The sequence below is a fragment of the Blastococcus sp. SYSU DS0669 genome (assembly GCF_054050895.1).
In genome coordinates this window covers 447487-472866 of the sequence record NZ_JBJHAE010000001.1, presented here as the reverse complement: position 1 = coordinate 472866, position 25380 = coordinate 447487, and the positions used below count along the sequence as shown (strand labels likewise).

The following is a 25380-nucleotide window of genomic DNA, read 5'->3' as shown; positions in this document are numbered from 1 at the left end:
TCCGCGACTACAGTGGAAAGACCGGTGCCCCCGCGCGCCGACGGACGTCGGGTGCTCCTTCCCACACGGGGAGGGCAGCGCCGGACCAGCCGGTCAGAGGAGAAGCAGCAGATGTTCGAACGGTTCACCGACCGAGCCCGCCGTGTCGTCGTCCTGGCCCAGGAAGAGGCCCGGATGCTCAACCACAACTACATCGGCACCGAGCACATCCTCCTGGGCTTGATCCACGAGGGTGAGGGCGTCGCTGCCAAGGCCCTGGAGTCCCTCGGCATCTCGCTCGAGGGTGTCCGCCAGCAGGTCGAGGAGATCATCGGGCAGGGCCAGCAGGCGCCGTCCGGCCACATCCCCTTCACCCCGCGGGCGAAGAAGGTCCTGGAGCTGTCGCTGCGCGAGGCGCTGCAGCTCGGCCACAACTACATCGGCACCGAGCACATCCTGCTCGGCCTGATCCGCGAGGGCGAGGGCGTCGCCGCCCAGGTGCTCGTGAAGCTCGGCGCCGACCTGAACCGCGTCCGCCAGCAGGTCATCCAGCTGCTGTCCGGGTACCAGGGCAAGGAGCCGGCCGCGGCCGGTGGCCCCGCCGAGGGCACGCCGTCGACCTCGCTGGTCCTCGACCAGTTCGGCCGCAACCTGACCCAGGCCGCGCGCGACTCCAAGCTCGACCCGGTCATCGGGCGGGCCAAGGAGATCGAGCGGGTCATGCAGGTGCTCTCGCGGCGCACCAAGAACAACCCGGTCCTCATCGGCGAGCCCGGCGTCGGCAAGACCGCCGTCGTCGAGGGCCTCGCACAGGCCATCGTCAAGGGCGAGGTGCCCGAGACGCTGAAGGACAAGCAGCTCTACACGCTGGACCTCGGCGCGCTCGTCGCCGGTTCCCGCTACCGCGGTGACTTCGAGGAGCGCCTCAAGAAGGTCCTCAAGGAGATCCGCACCCGCGGCGACATCATCCTGTTCATCGACGAGATCCACACGCTCGTCGGTGCGGGTGCCGCCGAGGGCGCGATCGACGCCGCCAGCATCCTCAAGCCCATGCTGGCCCGCGGTGAGCTGCAGACCATCGGCGCCACCACGCTGGACGAGTACCGCAAGCACCTGGAGAAGGACGCCGCCCTCGAGCGCCGCTTCCAGCCGATCCAGGTGGGCGAGCCGACGCTGGCCCACACGATCGAGATCCTCAAGGGCCTGCGTGACCGCTACGAGGCGCACCACCGGATCAGCATCACCGACGGCGCCCTGGTGGCCGCGGCGACGCTGGCCGACCGGTACATCTCCGACCGCTTCCTGCCGGACAAGGCGATCGACCTGATCGACGAGGCCGGCGCCCGGATGCGGATCAAGCGGATGACCGCACCGCCGGACCTGCGCGAGTTCGACGACAAGATCGCGGCCGTCCGCCGCGAGAAGGAGTCGGCGATCGACGCGCAGGACTTCGAGAAGGCCGCGTCGCTGCGCGACACCGAGAAGCAGCTGCTGGGCGAGAAGGCCGAGCGCGAGAAGCAGTGGAAGGCCGGCGACATGGACGTCGTCGCCGAGGTCGACGACGAGCAGATCGCCGAGGTGCTGGCCAACTGGACCGGCATCCCCGTCTTCAAGCTCACCGAGGAGGAGACCACGCGTCTGCTCCGCATGGAGGACGAGCTCCACAAGCGGATCATCGGCCAGGAAGAGGCCATCAAGAGCGTCAGCCAGGCCATCCGGCGTACGCGGGCGGGCCTCAAGGACCCGCGCCGTCCCGGTGGTTCCTTCATCTTCGCCGGCCCCTCGGGTGTCGGTAAGACGGAGCTGGCGAAGGCGCTGGCGCAGTTCCTGTTCGGTGAGGACGACGCGCTCATCCAGATCGACATGGGCGAGTTCCACGACCGCTTCACCGTGTCCCGTCTGGTCGGGGCGCCTCCCGGTTACGTCGGTTACGACGAGGGCGGTCAGCTCACCGAGAAGGTCCGGCGCAAGCCGTTCTCGGTGGTCCTCTTCGACGAGATCGAGAAGGCGCACGCGGACGTGTTCAACACGCTGCTGCAGGTTCTCGAGGACGGCCGTCTCACCGACGGTCAGGGTCGGATCGTGGACTTCAAGAACACGATCCTGATCCTCACCACGAACCTCGGTACGCGGGACATCTCCAAGGCCGTGGGCCTCGGTTTCCAGGCCGGTAACGACGACCAGTCGAACTACGACCGGATGAAGCTGAAGGTCAACGAGGAGCTGAAGCAGCACTTCCGGCCGGAGTTCCTCAACCGCATCGACGACATCGTCGTGTTCCACCAGCTGACCGAGAAGGAGATCATCCAGATCGTCGACCTGATGGTCAGCCGGGTGGAGGGTCAGCTGGCCAACAAGGACATGGCGCTGGAGATCACGCCCGCGGCGAAGAAGCTGCTGGCGACCCGGGGCTTCGACCCCGTGCTGGGTGCGCGGCCGCTGCGCCGCACCATCCAGCGCGAGATCGAGGACGCGCTGTCGGAGAAGATCCTCTACGGCGAGCTGTCCAGCGGGCAGATCATCGTGGTGGACGTCGACGACGCCGAGGGCCCCGCGCAGAAGTTCACCTTCCGCGGCGAGCCCAAGCCGGTCGACCTGCCCGACACCCCGCCGGTGGCCCTCTCGGGCGCCGAGGGTGACGAGGACGGTCCGGCGGCCCAGGCCGACTGATCGATCAGCACGACCGGAGGGGTCGCTTCCCGCGAGGGAGGCGGCCCCTCCGGCGTTCACCGGCCCCTCCGCCCCGCGTCCCCTCACCCCGGTCCCGCCCCGGCCACGATCAGGGACCCTGATCGTGGAGCGTCCTCCCTCACCGCACACCGTGATGGAGGACGCTCGATGATCAGGTCACCTGATCGGCGCCGCCCCCGGGGAGGGTGAAGAGGCCGTCGGCGGTCTGCTCGACCAGGCCGTCGGTGAGCAGCGAGTCCAGGCAGCGGGACCGCTGGACGGCGTCGTCCCACGCGGGCTCGAGCGCCGCCGCGTCCACGGGCTCGTGCGCCGCCCGGAGGACGTCGAGCAGCCGTCCGCGCACCTGGCGGTCGGTGCCGGCGAACTTCTGCACCCGCCGGGGCGGCCCGTCGTGCGGCGGGGCGCCGGCCGACCGCCAGGCGCACCGGTCGCGGACCGGGCAGGCGCCGCAGCGCGGGGTGCCGGCGACGCACACCAGCGCGCCGAGCTCCATCACCGCGACCGAGAAGCGCACCGCCCTCTCGTCGTCCTCCGGTGCGAGCGCGGCGACGTCGGTGAGGTCGGCGGACCGCGCGTTGCCCGCCTCGGCCCGACCGTGCACCAGCCGCGCCACCACGCGGCGGACGTTGGTGTCGACGACGGGCTGGCGCCGGCCGTACCCGAAACAGGCGACCGCGCGGGCGGTGTAGGTGCCCACCCCCGGCAACGCCTCCAGTGCGGCGACGTCGGAGGGGACGACGCCCCCGTGCCGCTCGCTGATCGCGATGGCGGCCTCCCGCAGCCGCAGCGCGCGCCGCGGGTAGCCGAGCTTCCCCCACGCCCGGATGACCTCGGCGGGCGGCTGGGCGGCCAGGTCCGCCGGGGTGGGCCACCGGGCCACCCAGGCCCGCCAGACAGGCTCCACGCGGGCCACGGGGGTCTGCTGGAGCATCACCTCGCTGACCAGCACCGCCCACGGGTCGACCTCCGGCGTCCGCCACGGCAGGTCGCGGGCGGCGGTGGCGTACCAGTCGACGATCAGCTCGCCGACGGGCGCGGCGGTGGAGGAGGGCAGCCTGGTCACGGGCACCCAGTCTGCCGTGCGGCCGGCGCGGCGTGCCGAGCGGAACAGTCGCGACCGGGCGCACTAGCGTTCTGCGCGTGTTGCACCCGGTCGGCCCGCTGCCTGCAGCCGTCTACTGGCGGCGTCGGCTGGCCGTGCTGGTGGTCCTGCTGGCCCTGCTCGGCGGTGTCGCCTGGGTCGTGCTGGCTCTCGTGCCGGACGGTGGCGGCAGCGGATCGGCCGCCGTGCCGGCGGCGGGGGTCGCGCCGACGGAGCCGCCCGCGCTGGAGCGCGTCGTGCCCTCGGTAGCGGAGGTCCGGACGCCGGGCACCACGGCGCCGCCGACCCAGCCCCCGGTCCCGGCGGGGCCGACCCCGGGCGGGCCGTGCACCGACGAGATGCTGGGCCTGGAGGTGCGCACCCCGGGCACGGTGGCCGTGGGCGACAAGCCCACGTTCGAACTGGTCGTGGTGAACTCCTCGTCGGTCCCGTGCGTGCGGCCGCTGGACAAGCAGCTGCAGGAGTTCGTGATGGTGGATGCCACCGGCGCGCGGATCTGGGGGAGCAACGACTGCTTCCCCGAGAGCAGCAGCGACCAGCGCACGCTGGCGCCGGGGGAGCCGGTCGTGCTCCCCGTGCAGTGGGGCGGGCTCACCAGCGACCCGGCCTGCGCGGCGCCCCGGGTCACGCCCTCGCCGGGGAGCTACGTGGTCCGCGGCCGCCTGGACACGAAGGTGTCCGGCGACGCCCCGCTCACCCTCACGCCTTCGGCGTGAGCAGGCAGGCCTCGGCTCCGCCGAGCGCGTACCTGGTGCAGCCCGAGCAGGGGTCGGGATGCTCCTGCTCCGGCTGTCAGCTGTAGCGGTCCAGGATGGAGGTCTCGGCGAGCCGGGACAGCCCCTCGCGGATGCCGCGCGCCCGGGCCTCGCCGACGCCCTCCACGGCGAGCAGGTCCTCGATCGTCGCGGCCAGCAGCTTCTGCAGCCCGCCGAAGTGCTCGACGAGGCGGTCGATGATGCCGGCGGGCAGCCGGGGGACCCGGGCGAGCAGGCGGTAGCCCCGTGGGCTCACCGGCGAGTCCAGGGCGTCCGGTGACGTGGGCAATCCGTAGCACCGGGCGACGGCGGAGAGGTCGAGCAGCTCGGTGGCGGTCAGCGCCCGCAGGTCGGTGAGCACCTGGTCGATCGTCCGGGCACGGCGGCCGGCCGCGGGCAGGTAGTCGCGGACGAGCAGCCCGCGGTCCTCCTCGACGCCGGCGAGCATCTCGTCCAGCTGCAGGGCCAGCAGCCGCCCGTCGGTGCCGAGCTCGACGACGAAGCCCTCGATCTCGTCGGCGATCCGGCGCACCATCTCCAGCCGCTGGCTGACGCTCATCGCGTCGCGCACGGTCACGAGGTCCTCGATCTCCAGCGCGGAGAGGGTGCTCGCCACCTCGTCCAGGCGGAGCTTGTAGCGCTCCAGGGCCGCGAGGGCCTGGTTGGCGCGGGCGAGGATCGTCGTCGGGTGCTCGAGGGTGTACCGCCGGCCCGCGACGTACACGCTGATGATGTGCATCGACTGGCTCACCGAGATCACCGGGAAGCCGGTCTGCACGGCGACCCGCTCCGCGGTGCGGTGGCGGGTGCCGGACTCCTCGGTCGGGACCGTCGGGTCGGGCATGAGGTGCACGCCCGCCCGGACGATGCGGCTGCCGTCGTAGGAGACGATCACCGCCCCGTCCATCTTCGCCAGCTCGCGCAGCCGGGTGGCCGAGAGCGCGACGTCGAGGGCGAAGCCGCCGGTGCAGATGGACTCGACCACCCGGTCGTAGCCGAGCACGATCAGGGCGCCGGTGCGGCCGGCGAGGATGCGCTCGAGGCCGTCGCGGAGCGCCGTGCCGGGGGCGATGCGACCGAGGAGTTCGCGCAGGGCGACCTCGGGGTCCACGGCGGCGGGCACGAGCGCTCCTGACGGTCGAGTGGTACGGAAACCGAGTCTACGTGCCCGCGCCGGGGGCCGAGCACGCTCGGGGGTGCGCCGGCGTCGACCGGCACCTCATACGAGACCCTACGGGCTCAGAACATGCGGTGGAAGGCCGCACCCAGGTCGGGGACCTCGATCAGGCGCATGCCCGCCGGGGCGGCGCCGGCGTCCGGGGGCACCAGGGCCACGCGGTAGCCCTGGCGGGCGGCCTCGGCCAGCCGGCGACCGGTGCCCCCCACGCGGCGGATCTCGCCGGAGAGGCCGACCTCCCCGAGCGCGATCAGCCCCGCCGGCAGGGGGGTGTCCTTGGCGGCCGAGGCGATCGCCAGGGCCAGCGCCAGGTCGGCCGCCGGCTCGGCGATCCGCACCCCGCCGACGGACGCCGCGAACACGTCGGCGTCGGCGAGCTTCACCCGCCCGCGACGCTCGACCACCGCGTTCACCATGGCCACCCGCTGGGAGTCCAGCCCGCTGACCGCCCGGCGGGGGGAGCCACCCCCGCTCGTGCTCGCCACCAGGGCCTGCACCTCGGCCAGCAGCGGCCGGCTGCCCTCCAGGGTGACGGTGACGCAGCTGCCGGGGACCGGGTCGGCGCGGCGCGACACGAACAGGGCCGACGGGTCGGGCACGCCCACGACCCCGCTGTCGCCGATCTCGAAGCACCCGATCTCGTCGGCCGGGCCGAACCGGTTCTTGGTCGCCCGGACCATGCGCAGGGTCGAGTGGCGCTCGCCGTCGAAGGAGACGACCACGTCGACCAGGTGCTCCAGCGTCCGCGGGCCGGCGATGGCGCCGTCCTTGGTCACGTGGCCGACGAGGATCGTGGTCATGCCGCGGCTCTTCGCGACCCCGGTCAGGGCCGAGGCGACCGCGCGCACCTGCGTGGCACCGCCGTCGGTGCCCTCGACGGCGGGGGAGCGGACGGTCTGGACGCTGTCGAGGACCAGCAGCGAGGGGTTGACCGCCTCGACGTGGGCCAGCACGGCGGAGAGCTCGGTCTCGGCGGCGAGGTAGAGCCGGTCGTGCAGGGCGCCGATCCGCTCCGCGCGGAGCCGGACCTGCCCGGCCGACTCCTCCCCGGAGACCACGAGCGTCGTGCCGCCCGTGGCCGCTACCCGGTGGGCCACCTCGAGCAGCAGCGTGGACTTGCCGACCCCGGGCTCGCCGGCCACGAGGAGCACCGCGCCCGGCACCAGGCCGCCGCCCAGGACGCGGTCGAACTCGTCGATGCCGGTCGGCACGGCGCGGGCGCCGGCCAGCTCGACCTGGGCGATCGGCCGCGCCGGAGCGCTCACCTGGCCGGCCGCGACGGCCCGGAGCCCGGTGGTCGGGGCACCGAGCTCCTGGAGGGTGCCCCACGCCTGGCACTCGGGGCAGCGCCCGACCCACTTGGCCGATGCGTAGCCGCACTCGGTGCAGCGGTGGGCAGGGCGGGACTTCACTCCGGCAGGTGGCACGGCGGGCACGCTAGCCGCGGCCACCGACAGTTCCCCGCAGAACGCGCGACGGCGGCTCCCCGGGAGGAGCCGCCGTCGCGGGTGGAGCAGGGGGTGGAGGTCAGTTCTCGGGGTTCCCCCCGCCGGCGACCTCGGTCTGCTCGCGGTTGCCCTCGTCGACACCGCCGCCGGTCTCGCCCTCCTCCTCGTGGTGGAAGTCGAACGACTCACCGCGCTCGCGGACCTCCTCGAGGGCGGCGACCGGGACCATCGTGGTCACGTCGCCGGCGTTCTCGAAGCTGAAGGTCAGCTCGAGGATCCGGCCGGTCGTGAGCGGCTCGTCGAGGTCGGTGAGCGTGATGGCGGCGTCGGTGTCCTCGCCGAAGAAGACGGTGGCGCCGGCCGGGATCTCCAGCTCGCCCTCGCCGGCGGGGGCGCTCGTGCCGCCCGAGGTGCCGCCGCCGGTGCCGGGCGGCTGTGCGCTCGGCGACGCGGAGCCCTCGGGGGCGGTGATCTCGACGTCGCCGAACCCCTCGCCGGAGACGCCGGTCAGCGTGTCGCTCTCGGTGCCGGTGTTGACGACGGCGAGCCGCAGCGGGGCGTCCTCGCCGGCCGGGTACTCGCCGTCCTCGGGGGCGACGACGGCGATCTGGCGCAGCGCGATGTCACCCACCGCGGCCATGGCGCCGACCTTGTCGCGCTGCTGCTCGGCGGTCTGCGTGACCTGGCCGGCGCTGCAGGCCGAGAGGGCGAAGGGGGAGACGAGCAGAACGCCCATCGTGGCGGCGCGCAGAGCGCGGTTCACGGCTGTCGACCTCCAGCAGGACCGTGCCGGCCACCGGGGATCGGCGGCAGGGAGACCTCCCGAGCGTATCGGTCGCCTTCCCGGCCCGCCCGCAGGGAGCGGGCAGCGGCGCGGACCGGCGCCCACCGAGGGGTGCCTCAGGTGAGCGCCGACCCGCTGCCGACCAGCAGGGCGACGTCCAGCACCGTCAGCAGCATCACCGCGGGGAAGGCCAGCCGGCGGAAGCGCGCCGTGCCCGCGAGAGCGGCCACGGCCGTCGCGGGAGCGGCCAGGGCGAGCGCCGCCCACCCGCTCGCCCCGGGTGGGCCCGGCGGGCCCAGCACCAGCACCAGCGACGCCCCGGCCAGCAGGAGCGCGCCGGTGACCGCGGAGACCCGCGCCCCCAGCCGGTGCGGGAGCCCGCGGACCCCGGTGGCCAGGTCGTCCTCGAGGTCGGGTGCGACGTTCGCCAGGTGGGCGGCGCCCCCGAGCGCCGCGCCGGCCACCACGAGCCACCAGGGGGCCACGGGGGTGCCCGGGGCGGCGGCGACCACCCCGGCCGGCAGCGCGCCGAAGCCGACGACGTAGCCGGCACCCGACCAGATCGTGCGCTTGAGCCCGGCGTTGTAGGCCCACCCGCTCGCGACGAGCAGCAGCAGCAGCGCGCCGGGGACGAGGCCCAGCAGCAGCGAGAGCACGACCGCGACTGCGGCGGCCGCGAGGGCGGCGCGACGCAGCAGGGCGGGGTCGACGGCGCCCTGGACGACGGGCTTGTCGGCCCGCGCGACGGCGCGGTCGCGGTCGGCGTCGAGCCAGTCGTTGCTCCAGCCGATGGACGCCTGACCTGCGAGGACGGCCGCGCAGAGCAGCGCCGTCCGCGCCGGGGGGACGTTCGCCGCGAGGGCGAGCAGGGTGGCCACGGTGGTGACCGCGAGGGCCGGCCCGGGGTGCGTGGCGCGGACCAGCGCGCGGACCGTCCCGCCGTGGGGAGCGGCTCCCGCAGGCACATCAATCACGCTGTGTCAACCCCTCCGACGGACTTGCCCAGGCCGCTGACCTGCAGATTTACTGCCCGGCGCCGATCCGCTGGTCAGTCTGCCGTGCTAACCTTGGGGGAGCGAAAGGGGTCACATCCACATGGGCTTCACTGTCGGCGAGACCGTCGTCTACCCGCACCACGGTGCCGCGCTCATCGAGGCGATCGAGAAGCGCACGATCAAGGGTGAAGAGAAGGCCTACCTCGTGCTGAAGGTCGCCCAGGGCGACCTCACCGTGCGTGTGCCGGCCGACAACGCAGAGATCGTCGGCGTCCGCGACGTCGTCGGTCAGGAGGGGCTCAACCGGGTGTTCGAGGTGCTGCGCGCCCCGCACACCGAGGAGCCGACGAACTGGTCGCGCCGCTACAAGGCCAACCTCGAGAAGCTGGCCTCCGGCGACGTCAACAAGGTGGCCGAGGTCGTCCGCGACCTGTGGCGCCGAGACAAGGACCGTGGCCTCTCGGCCGGCGAGAAGCGGATGCTCTCCAAGGCTCGTCAGATCCTGGTCAGCGAGCTCGCGCTCGCCGAGGGCACCAACGAGGACAAGGCCGAGATCCTGCTCGACGAGGTCCTCGCCAGCTGAGCGCTCCGCGCTTCCGCAGATCCCACCGAACCGCTCCCGTGCACGCTGTCGCCATCGTCGCAGCGGCCGGGAGCGGTTCGCGTCTGGGCGCCGAACGGGACGGGCAGGCGCTGCCGAAGGCGCTGGTGCCGCTGGCCGGGCGGCCCCTGGTCGCCTGGGCGGTCGACGGGCTGCTCGCCGGGGGTGTGGACGAGGTCGTCGTCACCGTGCCGCCCGCCGAGCGCGCCGCCTTCGCCGCCGCGCTGCCCCCGGCGGTCCGGCTCGTCGACGGGGGAGCCACCCGCACGGCGTCGGTCCGCGCCGGGCTCGCCGCCGCGGGGGCGGGCGCCGACGTCGTCCTCGTGCACGACGCCGCCCGGCCGCTCACCCCGCCGGACGCCGTCGCCCGGGTGCTCGACGCCCTCGCCGGGGGTGCGCTCGCCGTCGTCCCCGTGCTGCCCGTCGTCGACACCACCGTCCTGGTGGACGACGACGGCGTGGTCGCCCAGGCGGTGCCCCGCGCCCCGCTGCGCCGGGTGCAGACGCCGCAGGGGTTCGACCGCGTCACCCTGGTCGCCGCCTACGCCGCCCTCGACGACGCGGCCGAGCTCACCGACGACGCCGCCGTCGTCCGGGCCGCGGGCGTGCCGGTGCACACCGTCCCCGGCGACGAGCGCGCCGCGAAGATCACCGTCCCGCACGACCTCGCGCTCGCCGAGCTGAGCGCGGGCCCGACCGCGAGCGGGGTGCGCCCGTGACCCTGCTGCCACGCGTCGGCATCGGCACCGACGTCCACCCGATCGTCGCGGGCCGGCCGTGCCGGCTGGCCGGCCTGGACTGGCCCGGCACCTACGGCTGCGCCGGGCACTCGGACGGCGACGTGGTCGCCCACGCGCTGACCGACGCCGTGCTGTCCGCCGCCGGGCTCGGTGACATCGGGGGCCTGCTGGGCACCGACGACCCGCGCTGGGCCGGGGCCGCGGGCATCGCCGTCCTCGAGTACGTGCGCGAGGTGGTCACCGGCCTCGGCTGGGAGATCGGCAACGCATCGGTGCAACTCGTCGCGAACACCCCGAAGCTGGGTCCCCGCCGGGCGGAGGCCGAGGCTGCGCTCTCGGCCGCGCTCGGCGCCCCGGTGAGCGTGGCGGCCACCACCACCGACGGTCTCGGGCTGACCGGCCGGGGAGAGGGCCGGGCCGCGGTCGCGACCGCGCTGGTGATCCGCACGGAGGAGGCGGCCTCGCCGCAGGCGGAGGGGCCCGCGGACAGTCCGTAGACTCCCGTCGGTGTCCACGCCGCGCTACGTAAACTTCGCGCGGTGAGCCTCCGCCTGTACGACACGGCCGCCCGCGCGGTCCGCGACTTCACGCCCCTGCGTGCCGGTCACGCGTCGGTCTACGTCTGCGGTCTCACCGTGCAGGGCCCGCCGCACGTCGGGCACGTCCGGGCGGCGGTCTCCTTCGACGTCCTCCGGCGCTGGCTGGTCGCGCGGGGCCTCGAGGTGACCTACGTCCGCAACGTCACCGACATCGACGACAAGATCCTCGCCAAGGCCGACGAGCACGGCGTCCCCTGGTGGGCGTGGGCGTTCGACAACGAGCGGGCCAGCACCCGCGCCTACGACGTCCTCGGTGTCCTCCCGCCCACCTACGAGCCGCGCGCCACCGGGCACGTCCCCGAGATGGTCGAGCTCATGCAGCGGCTGATCGAGCGCGGGCACGCCTACGCCGTCGACGGCGACGTCTACTTCGACGTCCGCTCCTTCCCGGGGTACGGGGCGCTCACCGGCCAGCGGCTCGACGCGCTCGAGCCCGCCGCCGACACCGACAGCGACGAGCGCAAGCGCGACCCCCGCGACTTCGCGCTGTGGAAGGCCGCCAAGCCCGCGGAGCCGGCGACGGCCTCGTGGCCGACCCCGTGGGGGCGCGGCCGGCCGGGCTGGCACCTGGAGTGCTCGGCGATGGCCGGGAAGTACCTCGGCGCCGAGTTCGACATCCACGGCGGCGGCCTGGACCTGCGCTTCCCGCACCACGAGAACGAGCAGGCGCAGTCCCGGGCCGCCGGCGACGGCTTCGCGCAGTACTGGCTGCACAACGGCTGGGTCACCCTCGGCGGCGAGAAGATGAGCAAGTCGCTGGGCAACACGGCGCTGGTCGACGAGGTCGTCCGCCGGGTGCGGCCGGTCGAGCTGCGCTACTACCTGGTCGCGCCGCACTACCGCTCGATGATCGAGTTCACCGACGCCGCGCTGGAGGAGGCCGGGCAGGCCTACCGCCGGATCGAGTCCTTCGTGAAGCGGGCGGCGGAGCGGGTCGGCGCGGACGCCGGGGCGCCGGTGCTCTGCGCCGACTTCGGCAACGCGCTCGACGACGACCTCGGCACCCCGGCGGCGGTCGCCGCGATCCACGACATGGTGCGCGAGGGGAACACCGCCCTGGCTGCCGGGAACGAGCAGGCGGTCGCCGGCACGCTGGGCTCGGTGCGCGCCATGCTGGGGGTGCTCGGGCTGGACCCGCTGGACCCGCAGTGGGCCGGCGGCTCCGACGACCGGCTGGCGCAGGCCACCGACGGCCTCGTGGCACTGGCGCTGGAGCAGCGGCAGGCTGCCCGCGCTCGCAAGGACTTCACCGCCGCGGACGCGATCCGCGACCAGCTCGCCGCCCTCGGCGTGCAGGTCGAGGACACCCCGCAGGGACCCCGATGGGAGCTGACCCACTGATGGCCGGCAACAGCCAGCGCCGCGGCCGCACGACCGGTGCGGGCAAGAAGACGGCGACCGCGGGGACGGGCGGCAAGAACCGTCGGTCGCTCGCCGGCCGCGGCGCCACCCCACCCGCCGAGATGCGCACCGGGCACCCTGCCCAGCGGCGTGCCCAGGCCGAGGCGCGGCAGCGCGCCGACCGCGCCCGCGCCCGCCAGCGCGCCGAGGAGACCCCGGAGCTGCTGCTCGGGCGGAACCCCGTCGTCGAGGCGCTCCGCGCGCAGATCCCGGCGACGGCGCTGTACGTGGTCACCGGGGACACCACGCGCGGCGGGACCGACGAACGGATCACCGAGGCGCTCGCGCTCGCGGCCGACCGCGGGCTGCCGCTCCTCGAGGTGGGCAGGGCCGAGTTCGACCGCATGTCGCAGGGCGCCCTGCACCAGGGCATCGGCCTGCAGGTGCCGCCGTACGACTACGCGCACCCCGACGACCTGCTCGATCTCGCCCGCGACTCCGGCCGCGCGCCGCTCGTCGTGGCGATGGACGGCGTCACCGACCCGCGCAACCTCGGCGCCGTCGTCCGGTCCGCGGCCGCGTTCGACGCCCACGGCGTCGTCGTGCCGCAGCGCCGCGCGGTCGGGATGACGGCCTCGGCCTGGCGCACGAGCGCCGGCGCGGCGGCCCGGCTGCGCGTCGCCCGCGCGGTCAACCTGCCGCGGGCGCTCGCCGCCTACCAGGACGCCGGGCTGCAGACCGTCGGGCTGGCCGGTGACGGCGACGTCGACCTGCACCAGTACGACGGCTTCGCCGACCCGGTCGCCCTGGTCGTGGGCGCGGAGGGCACCGGTCTCTCCCGGCTGGTGCGGGAGAAGTGCGACGTCGTCGTCCGCATCCCGATCTCGCGCGACACCGAGTCGCTCAACGTCAGCGTCGCGGCCGGCATCGCGCTGTACCAGGCCGCCATGGTCCGCAGCTCGGGCGCGGCCAGGTAGCTCCCCGGCTCGCGCCGGGCGGTCCCGACACCGTTGCACCCGCGAGGAGGCAGGAGCACACTCCCGGGCACCGGCCCGAGGAGGACAGCGTGCGCATCAGCCAACTGCTCCGGCGCAAGGGCTCCGAGGTCGCCACCATCGACGGTTCCGCGAGCATCCGGTCCGCCCTCGCGTTGCTGGCGGAGCTGGGGATCGGTGCGCTCGTCGTCTCCTCCGACGGTCGCCGGATCGACGGCATCATCTCCGAGCGGGACGTCGCGCGGGGGCTCCACGACCGGGGCAGCGAGCTCCTGGCGCAGGCCGTGGAGAGCGTGATGACGACCCAGGTGCACGTCTGCTCGCCCGACGCCACCGTGGACGGTCTCGCGCGGACGATGACCGAGCACCGGGTCCGGCACGTCCCCGTCGTCGCCGACGGGGCGCTGGTCGGGATCGTCTCGATCGGGGACGTCGTCAAGGCGCGGCTGGACGAGCTGGAGGCGGAGCGCCAGCAGCTGGTGGACTACATCCAGCGGTGAGGACGGAGCGCCGGACGGGGGGCCTCCGCGCGGGTCAGCCGAGCAGCTGCGCCACCGTGTAGATCACCAGGCCGGCCAGGCCACCGACGACGGTGCCGTTCACCCGGATCCACTGCAGGTCCCGGCCCACCTGCAGCTCGATCCGCCGGCTGGTCTCGTCGGTGTCCCAGCGGGCGACGGTGGTGCTGACCAGGTCGGCGAGGTCGCCGGAGAAGCGCTCGGCGAGGTAGCCCGCCACCTGGCCGCTGTGCCGCTGCACGAGCTCGCGCACGGTCGGGTCGGTCCGCAGCAGCCGCGCGCCGTCGAGGATCAGCGCCGTCACGCGGGCGCGCAGCGGCGAGGTCGGGTCGGCCGCGGCGGTCAGCACCGCGTCCTTCGCCGTCGTCCAGAGGGAACCGGACCAGTCGCGCACCGCGGGGTGGGCCAGCACCTCGTGCTTGAACTCCTCCACGCGCTCGGCGGCGGCGGGGTCGGTGCGCAGCGCGTGCACGTACAGGCGCAACCGCGCGTCGTAGGCCCGGCGCAGCTCGTGCCGCTGATCGGCGGCCACCTCGGCGAGGAACTGGTGCACGCCGGCGAAGGCGCGGTCGAACACGCGGTCGTCCACCCAGTCCGGCACCCAGGCGGGGGAGGCGTCGCCCAGCTGCGCCCGGAACACCAGCCGGTTCTCGTCGAGGAAGCGGGCGGTGAGCCGCAGCGCCGCCGACAGCACCTCCTGGTGCCGGTCGCCGTCCACCACGAGCTCGAGCACGCGGGCCAGCGCGGGGGCCGCCGGGGTCTCGTGCAGCTTGCGGTCCACCAGCGCGGCGACGGCGGGCTGCACGTCGTCGTCCTTGAGCAGGTGGGTGAGGCCGGTGAGCGCGGTGGCGGCGTCGCCACCCAGGCGCTCGGCGCGGCCGGGGGCGGCGAGGAACGTGCCCAGCCGGCCGGGGACGTCGATGGTGGCGAGCTTCTCCGCGACGACGGCGCGGGTCAGGAAATTCTCCTGCACGAAGGCGCCCAGGCTCTCACCGATCTGGTCCTTCTTACGCGGGATGATCGCGGTGTGCGGGATCGGCAGCCGCAGGGGGTGCCGGAAGAGCGCGGTGACGGCGAACCAGTCCGCGAGCGCGCCGACCATCGAGGCCTCCGCCGTCGCGCGCACGTAGCCGACCCATGCGCCGGTCTCCTCGCCCACCAGCACGCAGACCAGGAAGACCGCGGCGGCGAGCAGGAACAGCCCGGTCGCCAGCCGCTTCATGCGGGCCAGGTCGCGGGCCCGGGCCGGGTCGTCGAGCGTCCCGGCCAGGGGGGCGGTCAGCGGGGGAGCGGCCACCCGGCCCAGCCTAGGGAGCCGGGGCGGGCGGCCGCCGGGGGTGTCAGCTCGTCTCGCCCAGGGTGACCTCGACGGTGACGTCGGCCGAGCCGCGGCGGACCGTGAGCTCCACGGTCTCGCCGGGGGCCTTGCTGCGGATCGCGGCGGTCAGCTCCGTGGAGGTGGTCACCGGCCGCTGGCCGACGGCGGTGACGACGTCGCCGGTGCGCAGCCCGGCCTCCTCGGCGGCGCTGCCGGGCTCCACGGTGACGACCTCGGCGCCGGTGCCGACCTCGCGGTTCTGGTCGTCGGCGGCGACCGTCGCGGTCACCCCCAGGAACGCGCGGGTGGCGCTGCCGGTCTGGATGATCTCCTGCGCGATCCGCTGGGCAGTGTTGCCCGGGATGGCGAAGCCGACACCGATGTTGCCGCTCTGCGCCTGCCCGCCAGGTACGCCCGACGCGACGGTGGCGATCGCGGTGTTGATGCCGATCACCTCGCCGGCGCCGTCGACGAGCGCGCCACCGGAGTTGCCCGGGTTGATCGCCGCGTCGGTCTGGATCGCGTCCAGGACCGTGGCGTCGCCCTCGGTGGAGCCGGTGGCCACCGCGCGGCCGGTCGCGCTGATGATGCCGTCCGTGACGGTGTTCGACAGGCCCAGCGGGGCGCCGATGGCGACGGCGACGTCGCCGATCTGCACCTCGTCCGAGTCGGCGAACGTGGCCGCGACCAGGTCCTCCGCGCCGTCCAGGCGCAGCACGGCCAGGTCGGACTCGGGATCGGTGCCCACGACCGCGGCGTCGTAGAGGGTGCCGTCGGCGGTGCGCACCTGGACCGCGCCGCTGCCCCCCGCGCCCTCGGCGACGACGTGGTTGTTGGTGAGGACGTAGCCGTCGGAGGTCAGGACGACGCCCGAGCCGCTGCCCGCGCCGGACCCGCTGCTCACGTAGACGGTGACGACGCTAGGCGCCGCCTTGGCCGCGGCGGCCGTGGCGGTGGTCGCCCGCTCCGGGTTCTCGATGGTGACGCTCTGGGCGGAGGCGGGCGTGCCGCTGCCACCGGCCGGCTCGTCGAGCAGGGTCACCACGCCCGCACCGGCGCCACCGCCGATGAGCGCGCCCGCGACGAGACCGACCAGGCCGATGCGCAGCCGGCTCGCGCGCCGGGAGGGGGGCTGCTCGACCGTCGGCGCGGGCAGCCCGCCGTACCCGGGGTAGCCGGGGACCGTCACCGGCTGGGGCGTCGTCGCCTGGTGCGGCGTCGGCAGCGGGGGCTGCCAGCCGTACTGCTGGCCGGCGCCGGGGTACTGGTGCTGGTGCTCGCTCACGTGTTCGTTCCTCTCCTCGCAGCCGTGCGGCCGCTGCGTCGCAACCCACTGTCGGCTCCGCCTCTGGCTCAACGCTGGAGGGTGCCTGTGAGCTTCCTGGGCGCCGCGATCAGCGGGGGACCTTCAGCAGCCGCCCCCGGGCGACCAGCTCCGTGACGGCCCAGACCGCCAGCACCTCGGTGGCGAGCAGGCCGACGAGCACCAGCAGCTGCGCCGCGCCGGCCTCCAGCGGGCTGCCGCCGCCGAGCAGCACGCCGACGAAGGCGCCGGGCAGGGTGACCAGCCCGACGGTGCGGGTCTGGTCCAGCGGGGGGACCAGCGCGGTGCCGGCCACCGGGCGGCCGACGAGCAGCACCGCGTCCCGGGGGAGCAGGCCGATGGCGAGCGCCGCCTCCACCTCGCCGCGCCGCTGCCCGAGCTCCTCGCGCAGGCGCCGGCCCGCGAGCGAGGTGGCCGTCATGGCACCACCGATGAGGATGCCGGCGATGGGGATCAGCGCCTCCCCGCGCAGCGGCACCGTGCCGCTGGCGAGCACGAGGGCGACCACGGGGGCGGCGCCCCCGACCACGGGGACGGCGACTGCGGCCAGGCGGGGGACGGCGCCCGGCGAGCGCAGCGGACGGCCGGTGGCCCGCCCGGCCGCGGTGGCGGTCGCCACCGACACCATGAGCAGGACGAAGGCGGTGGAGAGCCACAGCGAGCCGACGACGACCAGCAGGACGGCGGAGACGACGGCCAGCTGCACGGTGGCGCGGACCGCCGCCACGAGCACGGACCGGCCCTCACCCAGGCCCGACAGCCGCCCGCTCGCGGCGGCCAGCGCGGTCAGCGTGACGAGGACGATCCCGAGACGGAGGTCGACGTCGACCACCGAGGACCCCACGGCGCCGATCCTGCCCGGTCGCCTCCGCGCCCCGGGGCGGTGGGTGACAGTTCCGAGACACCGTGTGCAGCGGCGGCAGCAGGCGGGTAGTGGCGGTTCCTGAGCCGGGGTCCCCGCCCGCGGCCCGCCTCGCCCGTCCCGTCGGCCTCGTGGAGCTCTCCGTGCCCGTCCGTGGTCCTCTCTTCCGGTTCCTGATCGGCCTGGGTCTGGCCTGCGCCGCCGTCGTGGCGGTCGTGGGCGGCATCGCGCTCCGGGGGCCCGGGCTGGTCGCCGTCTGCGTGTCCGGCGCCCTCGCGGGGTGCGTCGCCGCCGGGGTGGCGCGCGAGGCGCCCGGGCCCGCGCACCGGTCGGTGCTGGAGGCGGCCGCGCAGGCGGCGGCCGTCACCATCGCGGTGCTGCTGGTGGTCAGCGGGACGGCGGTCCTCGCCGGTGGGGCGCTGGCGCTGCTGCTGGTCGGCGTGGGAGCCGCCGGCTGGGCCGCCCTCCGCTGGGCGCGCGACCGCCGCGAGGCCGCGGCCCGCCCGGCGCCGTCGCCGGGCCCGGTCGCGGGCGGCTGGCAGCCCGCGGCCGTGGTGGCGGGCGCGTCGACGGCGGCGCTGGGGGAGGAGTGGCGGCGCACCGGCGCGGAGCTGAAGCGGCCGCTGGCCCCGGCGGCGCGACAGCGGCTGGTGGCCCGCCGGGAGCAGGTGCTCGACGAGCTGGAGCGCCGCGACCCGGCCGGGTTCGCCCGCTGGCTCGCGGCCGAGCCCCTGGGCAGCGTCGACCCCACGGGCTTCGTGCGCGGCACCCCGCCGCGGGCGGACCCCAGCGCGGAGACCGAGGCTGCCTGACCGCGTCCGTCCGAGTCGGGTAGGACGACGCGGGATCCGTCCCGGCGTTGTCCCTAGACTCGGGCCCGGGACCTGTCCCCGCGTCTCGCCGGCGTGGCGCAACTGGTAGCGCACCCGACTTGTAATCGGGCGGTTAGGGGTTCGAGTCCCCTCGTCGGCTCAGTCGAAGCTCCCCGCGCCGTCGCGCCGGTAGGGGGAGAGCCGCTCCACCCGCGCCCGCTCGGCGCGCTCGGCCCGCAGCTGCGCCGCCGTCCCCGGCGGGTAACCGGCCTTGGCCACGCGGTGCTCGATCGTCTCGACCATGTAGGCCAGCGAGAAGAGCAGGCCGAGCAGCAGGCCGCCGGCGGCGGCGGAGACGCGGTAGGCCAGCGGGACGGGGACGAGGAGCAGGCACGCGACGACGAGTGGCAGCAGCTGCACGACCGCCCGGGCCAGGTGGCGCCAGACCCAGGTGCGGCGCGTGGTGTCGGCCAGCACCCACGGCGCCAGCTCGCGGGGCAACCCCCCGCCGTACGCGTACCAGACCCACTGCAGGGGGCCCGGGCGCCGAGTGCTCACACCCTGACGGTAGGCCGATCCGGTCGCCTGCGGCCGGTCTCCGGCCCGGGCGTACGGTGCCGCCGTGGACGAGCGTCGCCTGGGGGTGGTCTCCGGGCTGGGCGCCTACGCGCTCTGGGGCGTCTTCCCGCTCTACTTCCCGCTGCTCGAGCCCGCCGGCGGCCTGGAGATCGTCGCCCACCGGGTGCTCTGGTCGCTGCTGTTCGTCGGGCTGCTGCTCACCGTCGTCCGCCGCTGGGGCCACGTGCGGGCCGCGGTCACCAGCCCCCGCACGGTGCTCGTCCTCGCCGGTGCCGCGGTGCTGATCGCCACGAACTGGCTGATCTACGTCTACGGGGTCAACTCCGGGCAGGTCGTGGAGACCTCGCTCGGCTACTTCATCAACCCGCTGGTCAGCGTGGTCCTGGGCGTGGTGGTGTTCACCGAGCGGCTGCGCCCCCTGCAGTGGGTCGCCGTCGGCATCGCCGCGGTCGCCGTCGCGGTGCTCACCGTCGACTACGGGCGCCCGCCGTGGATCGCCCTCGGCCTGGCGCTCTCGTTCGGCCTGTACGGCCTGATGAAGAAGCTCGTCCGGGTCGAGGCGGCGCCGGGCCTGTTCCTGGAGACGGCGCTGGTCGCCGTCCCGGCCGGCGTCGTCCTCGCCGTCCTCCACGGCGGGGGCTCGGGCACGTTCGCGAACGCGGGTGCCGGGCACGCCCTGCTGCTGGCCAGCGCCGGGGTGGCGACGGCGGTGCCGCTGCTGCTGTTCGCCGCGGCCGCCCGGCGGATCCCCCTGTCGACCGTGGGCCTGCTGCAGTACCTGACGCCGCTGATGCAGCTGGCGATCGGCGTCTTCGTCTACGACGAGCCCATGCCGCCGGCCCGGCTGGCCGGTTTCGTGATCGTCTGGGTGGCGCTGGCCGTCTTCACCGCCGACACGCTCCGACGCGCCCGGGCCGGGGCCCGCAGGGCGGCCCGTGACGCGGTGGTCGCGACCCCCTGAACCGACCGCCGGAGTCGCTACGGCGCGGTCGCCGGAATCGTCGGTGGGCGGCGCTACCGTCGTGCCCGAGCCGCCGGGAGCACCCGGTCGGCGGAGCAGCTCAGGAGATGGTCCGACCATGAACAGCGACCCAGCCCCCGTGGTCTCCCCGCCCCGGGTCGACGGGTCAGGGGAGGGGTCCGTGCAGGCCGGAGCCGCAGGCCTCTCACGGCGCGAGCATGACATGCTCGGTTTCGAGCGCCAGTGGTGGCGGCGCGCGGGCGCCAAGGAGACGGCGATCCGCGACCTGTTCGGCACGACACCCACCCGGTACTACCAGGCCCTCAACGCCCTGGTCGACCGTCCCGAGGCGCTCGCGGCCGACCCGCTGGTGGTCCGCCGGCTGCGCCGGTTGCGGACGGCGCGTCAGCGGACCCGTGCCGTGCGGGTCCTGGGCAAGGGGAATGACATGGATTAGATTCGGTCACCGTGGGCAGGCACGCCGCGTCAGGCAGTGACGGACTGGTTCAGGGGAACGCGTCTGCGCCCGCTGGGCGGCGCAGGACCGACGCCCCGGACGGCTCCTTCCCGGGCGCCGGCCTGAGCGACCACCCCACCGCGCCCGGGCGCGACCGCGCCGCTCTCCGGCGCGACGTCCCGGTGGATGCGCCCGTCGACGGCCCCGGCCAGGTCTCCCGCTCCCGGCTGCCCCTGCCACCCGTGCCGGTCGGCCCGCGCGCGGCCGCCGTCCCTGCCCCCGCTCCCGTCATCGCGCCGCAGACGAGCGCCGCACCGTTCCGCGCGGTGCCCTCACCGGCTCTCGCCGCCGAGGTCCCCGCCCCGTCGCGCCCCGCCGACGCCCTCGCGCGGCCGGTCGCCGAGGCGCCTGTCCAGGCAGTCCCGCTGGCGGCGAAGCCCATCCTCCCGGCCCGCGCGGGGGTGCTCGTGGACGACGAGCCCCTTGCCTCCACCGGCCCCGCCCGCGGCGTGGGACGCAGCACCCCGGCGCCGCTCGTCCCACGCGTGCCGCGGCAGACCACCCCCTCGGGTGCGCCGGCGTCCTCCTACGGCGACTGGACCAAGCCCTCGCGCACCGACGAGACGGGCCGTTCCCGGGTCGCGCCCGAGGTGCTGCAGGCGCCGGCCACCACGGCGATCCCGGAGCGGGGCGCCGGTGCCCGCCGCGCCGAGCCGGCCGACCTCGACGACGACCTCGACGGCGGCCTCGCCCACGACGAGCCGGGCTACGACGACCAGGACCTCGAGGCGGCCGGCATCGCGCCGGGCGCCGCGGTCAAGGGCGGGCGCGCCGCCTACCGCGCCGAGCGGCAGGCCGCCGACGCCGCCCGCCGCAAGGCGGCGAAGCGCAACGGCACCCCCGAGGTCATCTTCGACGACGAGCCCGAGCGGAAGCCGCGCCGCGTGCTCATGGGCCTGGTCGCGATGGCCGTGGTGGCCGGCGCGGTCCTCGGCGTCTACACGGTCACCGCCCCGGAGAAGGAGGAGGCCTCGGCCGCCGTCCCGGCTCCGGCCGCCGTCCCCACCGTCGCCGTCCCCACCGCGGCCCTGCCGCCGCTGCCGGAGGAGCCCGTGGTCGTGGAGCCGGCGATCACCACCCCCGTGCGCGTCCCCGTGACCGTCCTCAACGCCACCAACGTCACCGGCCTGGCCGCGAAGATCTCCGGCGCCGTGGCGGCCGGCGGCTGGGAGTCGCCGGGGGTGGGCGCCTACGAGGGCACCGACGTCTCGGCCACGACCGTCTTCTTCACCGAGGGCGACGAGCAGCAGCGCCAGGCGGCGCTGCAGCTGATCGACCAGTTCCCCGAGCTCGCCGGCCCCGCGCCGCGCTTCTTCGAGGTGACCGACGCCCCGGCGCCCGGGCTGGTCATCGTGGCCACCGGCAACTGGCAGCCCTGAACCGGCTCGGCCGGAACACCCGCCGCCCCTCGGCCGTTGGGGGCAGCGTGCGTCCCCTCCGAGGGCCCGTGCGTCGCCGCCCGCGCCCCGGTGCGGGCGCCGTGGCCGCCGCCCTGCTCGCCCTCGCCCTGCCCACCGGTCTGCTCGTGCTCGCGCCCCCGGCGGGCGCCGCCGAGCTGCGGACCGAGGAGGCCCGGGTGCCGTCGGGCTCCGGCGAGGACGCCGTCGAGCTCGACACGACGCTGTACCTCCCCGACACCGACGAGCCCGCCCCGGCGGTGGTGCTGGCACACGGCTTCGGCGGCAGCAAGCGGTCGGTGGCCGACGACGCCGCCGACCTCGCCGAGCGCGGCTACGTCGTCCTCACCTACTCCGCGCGCGGCTTCGGGGAGAGCACCGGGCGGATCGGGCTCAACGACCCCCGCTACGAGATCGCCGACCTCTCCACGCTGCTCGACCTGCTCGCCGAGCGCGACGGCGTCCAGCTCGACGCCGACGGCGACCCGCGGGTGGGCGTCGCCGGTGGCTCGTACGGCGGCGCGCTGGCCCTGCTCGGCGCCGCCTACGACGAGCGGGTCGACGCCATCGCGCCGCAGATCACCTGGCACTCGCTGACCACCTCGCTCTTCCCCTCGCAGACCGGCGAGCTGGAGGCCGACACGGTCGCCGCGGTCCCGCAGACCGAGGGGTCGGGGGTCTACAAGCGGCTGTGGTCCGGGCTGTTCTTCGGCATCGGTTCGTCCTCCGGCGGCCTCCTCGACGCACTCGGCGGTGGCGGCGGGGCGGGCGGCGCCGCGCTGCCCACCCGGCTGCCCGACGAGCTCCTCGCGCAGGCGGCGCAGGACCCAGCGGCCGCCGAGCTGCTGCTCACCTGCGGCCGCTTCCGCGTCGAGGTCTGCGAGGCCTACCAGACGGCCGCCGCCACGGGCACGCTCACGCCGGAGGTCGCCGCGGTCCTCGACCGCAGCAGCCCGGCCGGGGTGCTCGACCGCATCGACGTGCCGACGCTGCTCGTCCAGGGCACCCAGGACTCGCTCTTCGGGGTCGGCCAGGCCGACGCCAACGCACGCGGGATCGCCGCGGACGGGACGCCGGTCAAGGTGGTCTGGTTCGCCGGCGGCCACGACGCCTCCTCGTCCGACCGGCAGGCGCAGGAGCTCCGCGACCAGGTCGCCGGCTGGTTCGACTGGCACCTGCGGGGGGAGGGCGAGGACCCCGGCACGGGCTTCCAGTACCCGGCACCGACCGGGCTCGGCGCCACCGTCGGCCCGGTGCAGGGCGGCGGCCAGACCGTCGCGGCGGCGGCCTACCCCGGCCTCGACGGCGCGGAGCCGGCCACCCGCCGCGCGGTGACCGTCTCCGGCCCCGTGCAGCCGGTCGTCACCCCGGCCGGCGGCACGCCCGCCGCGCTCACCACCGTGCCGGGGCTCGGGGCGCTGACCTCCGCGCTGGGCGGCACGACCGCGGAGATCCCCGGCCAGTACGCCGCCTTCGACAGCGCCCCGCTGGAGGCCCCGGTGGAGGTCGTCGGCGCCTCGACGGTCGACCTCGCGGTCGCCTCGCCCAGCGGCAGCGCCACCCTGTTCGCCAAGCTCTACGACGTCGGGCCGGACGGCGGGACGACCCTGCCGGGCGGGCTGGTGGCCCCCCTCTCGCTCACCGGGATCTCCACCGACCCCACCGCGCCGACGCGGGTGAGCGTCACGCTCCCGGGCATCGTGCACCGGTTCGAGACCGGCCACACCATGCGCGTGCTGGTCTCCTCCACCGACCAGGCGTTCGCGCTCCCCGACGAGGCGGCGGTCTACACCGTCGGGCTCGCATCCGACGTCGCCCCCAACGGCGTCGCCGCGGGCGAGGCGACGCTGGCCGCTCCCGAGGTGGACGGCCGCAGCGAGGCCACGACCGGCACCTCCCGCTGGTGGGTGCTGCTCGCCGTCCTCGCGGGCCTGGGCCTGCTCGGCTGGCTCGCCGCCCGTTGGTGGGGCGCCCGCCGGCGCCGGCAGATCTCCCAGGTCGAGCCGGACGGCGAGGACGTCCCGCTGCGGTTCACCGGCGTGACCAAGGCCTACAAGGACGGCTTCGTCGCCGTCCGTGACCTCTCGTTCGAGGTGCGGCGCGGCCAGGTGCTCGGCCTGCTCGGGCCCAACGGCGCCGGCAAGACCACGTCGTTGCGCATGCTGATGGGCCTCATCAAGCCCACCGAGGGGCGGATCAGCATCTTCGGGCACGCCGCCGGTCCCGGCGCCCCCGTGCTCTCCCGGCTCGGTTCGTTCGTGGAGGGCACCGGCCTGCAGCCGCACCTCTCCGGCCGGGACAACCTCACCCTCTACTGGGCCGCCACCGGACGTCCGGCCGAGGACGCGCACATGGCGGAGGCCATCGAGATCGCGGGGCTGGGCGCCGCCATCGACCGGCCGGTGCGCCGGTACAGCCAGGGCATGCGCCAGCGGGTCGCGATCGCCCAGGCGATGCTCGGGCTGCCCGACCTGCTGGTCCTCGACGAGCCGACCAACGGGCTGGACCCGCCGCAGATCCACGCCATGCGCGAGGTGCTGCGCTCCTACGCCGCCACCGGCCGCACGGTGATCGTCTCCAGCCACCTGCTCAGCGAGATCGAGCAGACCTGCAGCCACGTCGTCGTGATGGCGAAGGGGCAGAAGATCACGCAGGGCACCGTGGAGGAGATCGTCGGTACCGGCGGCTCGGTGCTGGTCGGCCTGGCCGACGAGGCCGACACCGACCGGGCGGTCGCCGTCCTCTCGTCGCTGCCGGGGGTGACCGCCGGGCGCACCGACGAGGGCCTCGTGGCCGAGCTCGACGGCGCCCGGCGCGCCGACGTGCTGCAGGCGCTGGTGGCCGCGGGGGTCGCCGTCGAGCAGTTCACGCCGCGACGCCGGCTCGAGGACGCCTTCCTGGCGCTGGTGGGGGAGTCGTGACGACGGGCGCCCGCGAGGACGACGGTCGAGGGGGCCTCGCAGGGAGCGTCAGCGACCGGGGAGCGGATCGAGGCCGGAGTCCAGCCATGACAGAGCACGTGCAGCCGACCGGCGCGGTCGCCGGCTACCGGCCCGAGCGCACGCTGCGGTTGTCGGTCGAGCTGCGCCGCCAGTTCAAGCGGCGGCGCACCCTCGGCGTCTTCGCGCTGATGGTCGCGCTGCCCCTGGTGCTCATCGCCGCGCTGCAGCTGGGCGCCAGCGAGGAGGCGGCGGAGAACACCCGGATCAACCTGGTGGACGTCGCGACGGCGAGCGGGCTGAACTTCACCCTGTTCGTGCTGTTCGCGACCACGGGCTTCTTCCTCGTCGTGGTCTACGCGCTGTTCTTCGGTGACACCGTGGCCGTGGAGGCGCAGTGGGGGTCGCTGCGGTACGCGCTGGCCACCCCGGTCCCGCGGATGCGCCTGCTCCGGCAGAAGTGGCTGGCCGCGCTGGTGCAGTCCGTCGCCGCGCTGCTCACGCTCGCGGCGGTGGCGGTGGTCGCCGGGGGCATCGCCTTCGGCTTCGGCGACATCAGGACGCCGGTCGGCGTGGGGATCGACCAGGGCGAGGGCATGCTCCGGCTGGCCGGGATGCTCGGCTACCTCGCCGTCCACCTGCTCGTCGTCGGAGCGCTGGCGTTCTGGTTCTCCACCATCACCGACGCGCCGCTGGCCGCGGTCGGCGGCGCGGTGTTCACCATGGTCGTCTTCGCGATCCTCGACCAGGTCGAGCAGCTGGGCTCGATCCGCGACTGGTTCCCGACGGCGGAGGAGTTCGCCTGGACCGACCTGCTGCAGACGCCGGTCGACGACGGCGACCTGTTCCGCGGCGTCATCCAGTCGCTGGTCTACATCGCCGTCTTCACCGCACTGGGCTTCCGGCACTTCGCCCGCCGCGACGTCACGTCGTAGCTGTCGCCCTG

23 protein-coding genes and 1 tRNA gene are annotated in these 25380 nt (G+C 75.2%); 15 read left to right on the top strand and 9 right to left on the bottom strand.

The window, feature by feature from the left end; translation table 11 throughout:
• The first annotated feature begins 111 nt into the window (after window positions 1–111).
• On the top strand, window positions 112–2649 hold the full coding sequence (locus ACI792_RS02230; RefSeq protein ID WP_456579548.1) for an ATP-dependent Clp protease ATP-binding subunit: 2538 nt from the start codon (window positions 112–114) through the stop codon (window positions 2647–2649).
• Window positions 2650–2821: 172 nt separating this feature from the next.
• Here the strand turns inward: ACI792_RS02230 and ACI792_RS02225 are convergent, their stop codons facing one another.
• A complete protein-coding gene (locus tag ACI792_RS02225) occupies window positions 2822–3733 on the bottom strand; it encodes an A/G-specific adenine glycosylase (protein WP_456601126.1) in 912 nt (303 codons plus the stop codon).
• 77 nt (window positions 3734–3810) lie between these two features.
• Between ACI792_RS02225 and ACI792_RS02220 the strand changes: the two genes are divergently transcribed.
• On the top strand, window positions 3811–4488 hold the full coding sequence (locus tag ACI792_RS02220) for a MucR family transcriptional regulator (RefSeq protein WP_456601125.1): 678 nt from the start codon (window positions 3811–3813) through the stop codon (window positions 4486–4488).
• A gap of 76 nt (window positions 4489–4564) precedes the next feature.
• Here the strand turns inward: ACI792_RS02220 and disA are convergent, their stop codons facing one another.
• The 4 genes from disA to ACI792_RS02200 all read right to left on the bottom strand — a co-directional run bounded on the left by disA (window position 4565) and on the right by ACI792_RS02200 (window position 8901).
• Window positions 4565–5650, bottom strand: a complete 1086-nt coding sequence (disA, locus tag ACI792_RS02215) for a DNA integrity scanning diadenylate cyclase DisA (protein ID WP_456601124.1) — start codon at window positions 5648–5650, stop codon at window positions 4565–4567.
• 116 nt (window positions 5651–5766) lie between these two features.
• Window positions 5767–7131 carry a DNA repair protein RadA gene (gene radA / locus ACI792_RS02210; RefSeq protein ID WP_456601123.1) on the bottom strand — a complete coding sequence of 455 codons (1365 nt, stop codon included), beginning with the start codon at window positions 7129–7131 and terminating at the stop codon, window positions 5767–5769.
• A gap of 100 nt (window positions 7132–7231) precedes the next feature.
• Entirely contained in the window at window positions 7232–7915 is a 684-nt protein-coding gene (locus tag ACI792_RS02205; protein ID WP_456601122.1) for a hypothetical protein, read from the bottom strand.
• Between the two features lie 137 nt (window positions 7916–8052).
• Complete coding sequence (locus ACI792_RS02200) at window positions 8053–8901, bottom strand: UbiA family prenyltransferase (protein WP_456601121.1); 849 nt, start codon at window positions 8899–8901, stop codon at window positions 8053–8055.
• A 130-nt stretch (window positions 8902–9031) separates the two neighbouring features.
• Here ACI792_RS02200 and ACI792_RS02195 point away from each other — a divergent pair, with 130 nt between their 5' ends.
• The 6 genes from ACI792_RS02195 to ACI792_RS02170 all read left to right on the top strand — a co-directional run bounded on the left by ACI792_RS02195 (window position 9032) and on the right by ACI792_RS02170 (window position 13707).
• Window positions 9032–9514 (top strand): CarD family transcriptional regulator, encoded by a 483-nt coding sequence (locus ACI792_RS02195; RefSeq protein WP_306001742.1) that lies wholly within the window; start codon window positions 9032–9034, stop codon window positions 9512–9514.
• Window positions 9515–9552: 38 nt separating this feature from the next.
• The gene (gene ispD, locus ACI792_RS02190; RefSeq protein WP_456601120.1) at window positions 9553–10251 is read left to right on the top strand and encodes a 2-C-methyl-D-erythritol 4-phosphate cytidylyltransferase; all 699 of its coding nucleotides are present in this window, start codon (window positions 9553–9555) and stop codon (window positions 10249–10251) included.
• The gene (gene ispF / locus ACI792_RS02185; protein WP_456601119.1) at window positions 10248–10769 is read left to right on the top strand and encodes a 2-C-methyl-D-erythritol 2,4-cyclodiphosphate synthase; all 522 of its coding nucleotides are present in this window, start codon (window positions 10248–10250) and stop codon (window positions 10767–10769) included. The genes ispD and ispF overlap by 4 nt, the downstream gene beginning before the upstream one ends.
• A 42-nt stretch (window positions 10770–10811) precedes the next feature.
• Window positions 10812–12212 (top strand): cysteine--tRNA ligase, encoded by a 1401-nt coding sequence (cysS, locus tag ACI792_RS02180; protein WP_456601118.1) that lies wholly within the window; start codon window positions 10812–10814, stop codon window positions 12210–12212.
• Window positions 12212–13189: a 23S rRNA (guanosine(2251)-2'-O)-methyltransferase RlmB gene (rlmB, locus tag ACI792_RS02175; RefSeq protein ID WP_456601117.1), complete on the top strand. Its 978-nt coding sequence runs from the start codon at window positions 12212–12214 to the stop codon at window positions 13187–13189. The genes cysS and rlmB overlap by 1 nt, the downstream gene beginning before the upstream one ends.
• Window positions 13190–13278: 89 nt before the next feature.
• Complete coding sequence (locus tag ACI792_RS02170) at window positions 13279–13707, top strand: CBS domain-containing protein (protein ID WP_456601116.1); 429 nt, start codon at window positions 13279–13281, stop codon at window positions 13705–13707.
• 34 nt (window positions 13708–13741) lie between these two features.
• Here the strand turns inward: ACI792_RS02170 and ACI792_RS02165 are convergent, their stop codons facing one another.
• The 3 genes from ACI792_RS02165 to ACI792_RS02155 form a co-directional block, all read right to left on the bottom strand.
• Entirely contained in the window at window positions 13742–15022 is a 1281-nt protein-coding gene (locus tag ACI792_RS02165) for a DUF445 domain-containing protein (protein ID WP_456601115.1), read from the bottom strand.
• A 43-nt stretch (window positions 15023–15065) separates the two neighbouring features.
• Window positions 15066–16328 (bottom strand): S1C family serine protease, encoded by a 1263-nt coding sequence (locus ACI792_RS02160; RefSeq protein ID WP_456601114.1) that lies wholly within the window; start codon window positions 16326–16328, stop codon window positions 15066–15068.
• 109 nt (window positions 16329–16437) lie between these two features.
• Window positions 16438–17211, bottom strand: a complete 774-nt coding sequence (locus ACI792_RS02155) for an ABC transporter permease (protein WP_456601113.1) — start codon at window positions 17209–17211, stop codon at window positions 16438–16440.
• A gap of 149 nt (window positions 17212–17360) precedes the next feature.
• On the opposite strand from ACI792_RS02155, the gene ACI792_RS02150 reads away from it, so the two are divergent.
• Entirely contained in the window at window positions 17361–18041 is a 681-nt protein-coding gene (locus tag ACI792_RS02150) for a hypothetical protein (RefSeq protein WP_456601112.1), read from the top strand.
• 87 nt (window positions 18042–18128) lie between these two features.
• Window positions 18129–18201, top strand: a tRNA-Thr gene (locus ACI792_RS02145).
• On the opposite strand, the gene ACI792_RS02140 is transcribed toward ACI792_RS02145, so the two are convergent.
• Window positions 18201–18599, bottom strand: coding sequence for a DUF5313 family protein (locus tag ACI792_RS02140; RefSeq protein ID WP_456601111.1), 399 nt, complete (start codon window positions 18597–18599; stop codon window positions 18201–18203). The genes ACI792_RS02145 and ACI792_RS02140 overlap by 1 nt on opposite strands.
• A 64-nt stretch (window positions 18600–18663) precedes the next feature.
• Between ACI792_RS02140 and rarD the strand changes: the two genes are divergently transcribed.
• From rarD to ACI792_RS02115, 5 genes are all read left to right on the top strand, one after another.
• Complete coding sequence (rarD, locus tag ACI792_RS02135) at window positions 18664–19581, top strand: EamA family transporter RarD (RefSeq protein WP_456601110.1); 918 nt, start codon at window positions 18664–18666, stop codon at window positions 19579–19581.
• Between the two features lie 118 nt (window positions 19582–19699).
• A complete protein-coding gene (locus tag ACI792_RS02130; RefSeq protein ID WP_456601109.1) occupies window positions 19700–20038 on the top strand; it encodes a DUF3263 domain-containing protein in 339 nt (112 codons plus the stop codon).
• A gap of 326 nt (window positions 20039–20364) precedes the next feature.
• Window positions 20365–21477 (top strand): LytR C-terminal domain-containing protein, encoded by a 1113-nt coding sequence (locus tag ACI792_RS02125; RefSeq protein WP_456601108.1) that lies wholly within the window; start codon window positions 20365–20367, stop codon window positions 21475–21477.
• 101 nt (window positions 21478–21578) lie between these two features.
• Complete coding sequence (locus tag ACI792_RS02120) at window positions 21579–24416, top strand: alpha/beta fold hydrolase (RefSeq protein ID WP_456601107.1); 2838 nt, start codon at window positions 21579–21581, stop codon at window positions 24414–24416.
• Window positions 24417–24502: 86 nt separating this feature from the next.
• The gene (locus tag ACI792_RS02115) at window positions 24503–25369 is read left to right on the top strand and encodes an ABC transporter permease (protein WP_456601106.1); all 867 of its coding nucleotides are present in this window, start codon (window positions 24503–24505) and stop codon (window positions 25367–25369) included.
• The last annotated feature ends 11 nt before the right edge of the window (window positions 25370–25380 follow it).

Coding starts and splice junctions, on each gene's coding strand:
- ACI792_RS02195 (WP_306001742.1), top strand. CDS start 9,032: ATGGGCTTCACTGTCGGCGAGACCGTCGTCTACCCGCACCACGGTGCC.
- rlmB (WP_456601117.1), top strand. CDS start 12,212: ATGGCCGGCAACAGCCAGCGCCGCGGCCGCACGACCGGTGCGGGCAAG.
- ACI792_RS02115 (WP_456601106.1), top strand. CDS start 24,503: ATGACAGAGCACGTGCAGCCGACCGGCGCGGTCGCCGGCTACCGGCCC.
- ACI792_RS02130 (WP_456601109.1), top strand. CDS start 19,700: ATGAACAGCGACCCAGCCCCCGTGGTCTCCCCGCCCCGGGTCGACGGG.
- ACI792_RS02230 (WP_456579548.1), top strand. CDS start 112: ATGTTCGAACGGTTCACCGACCGAGCCCGCCGTGTCGTCGTCCTGGCC.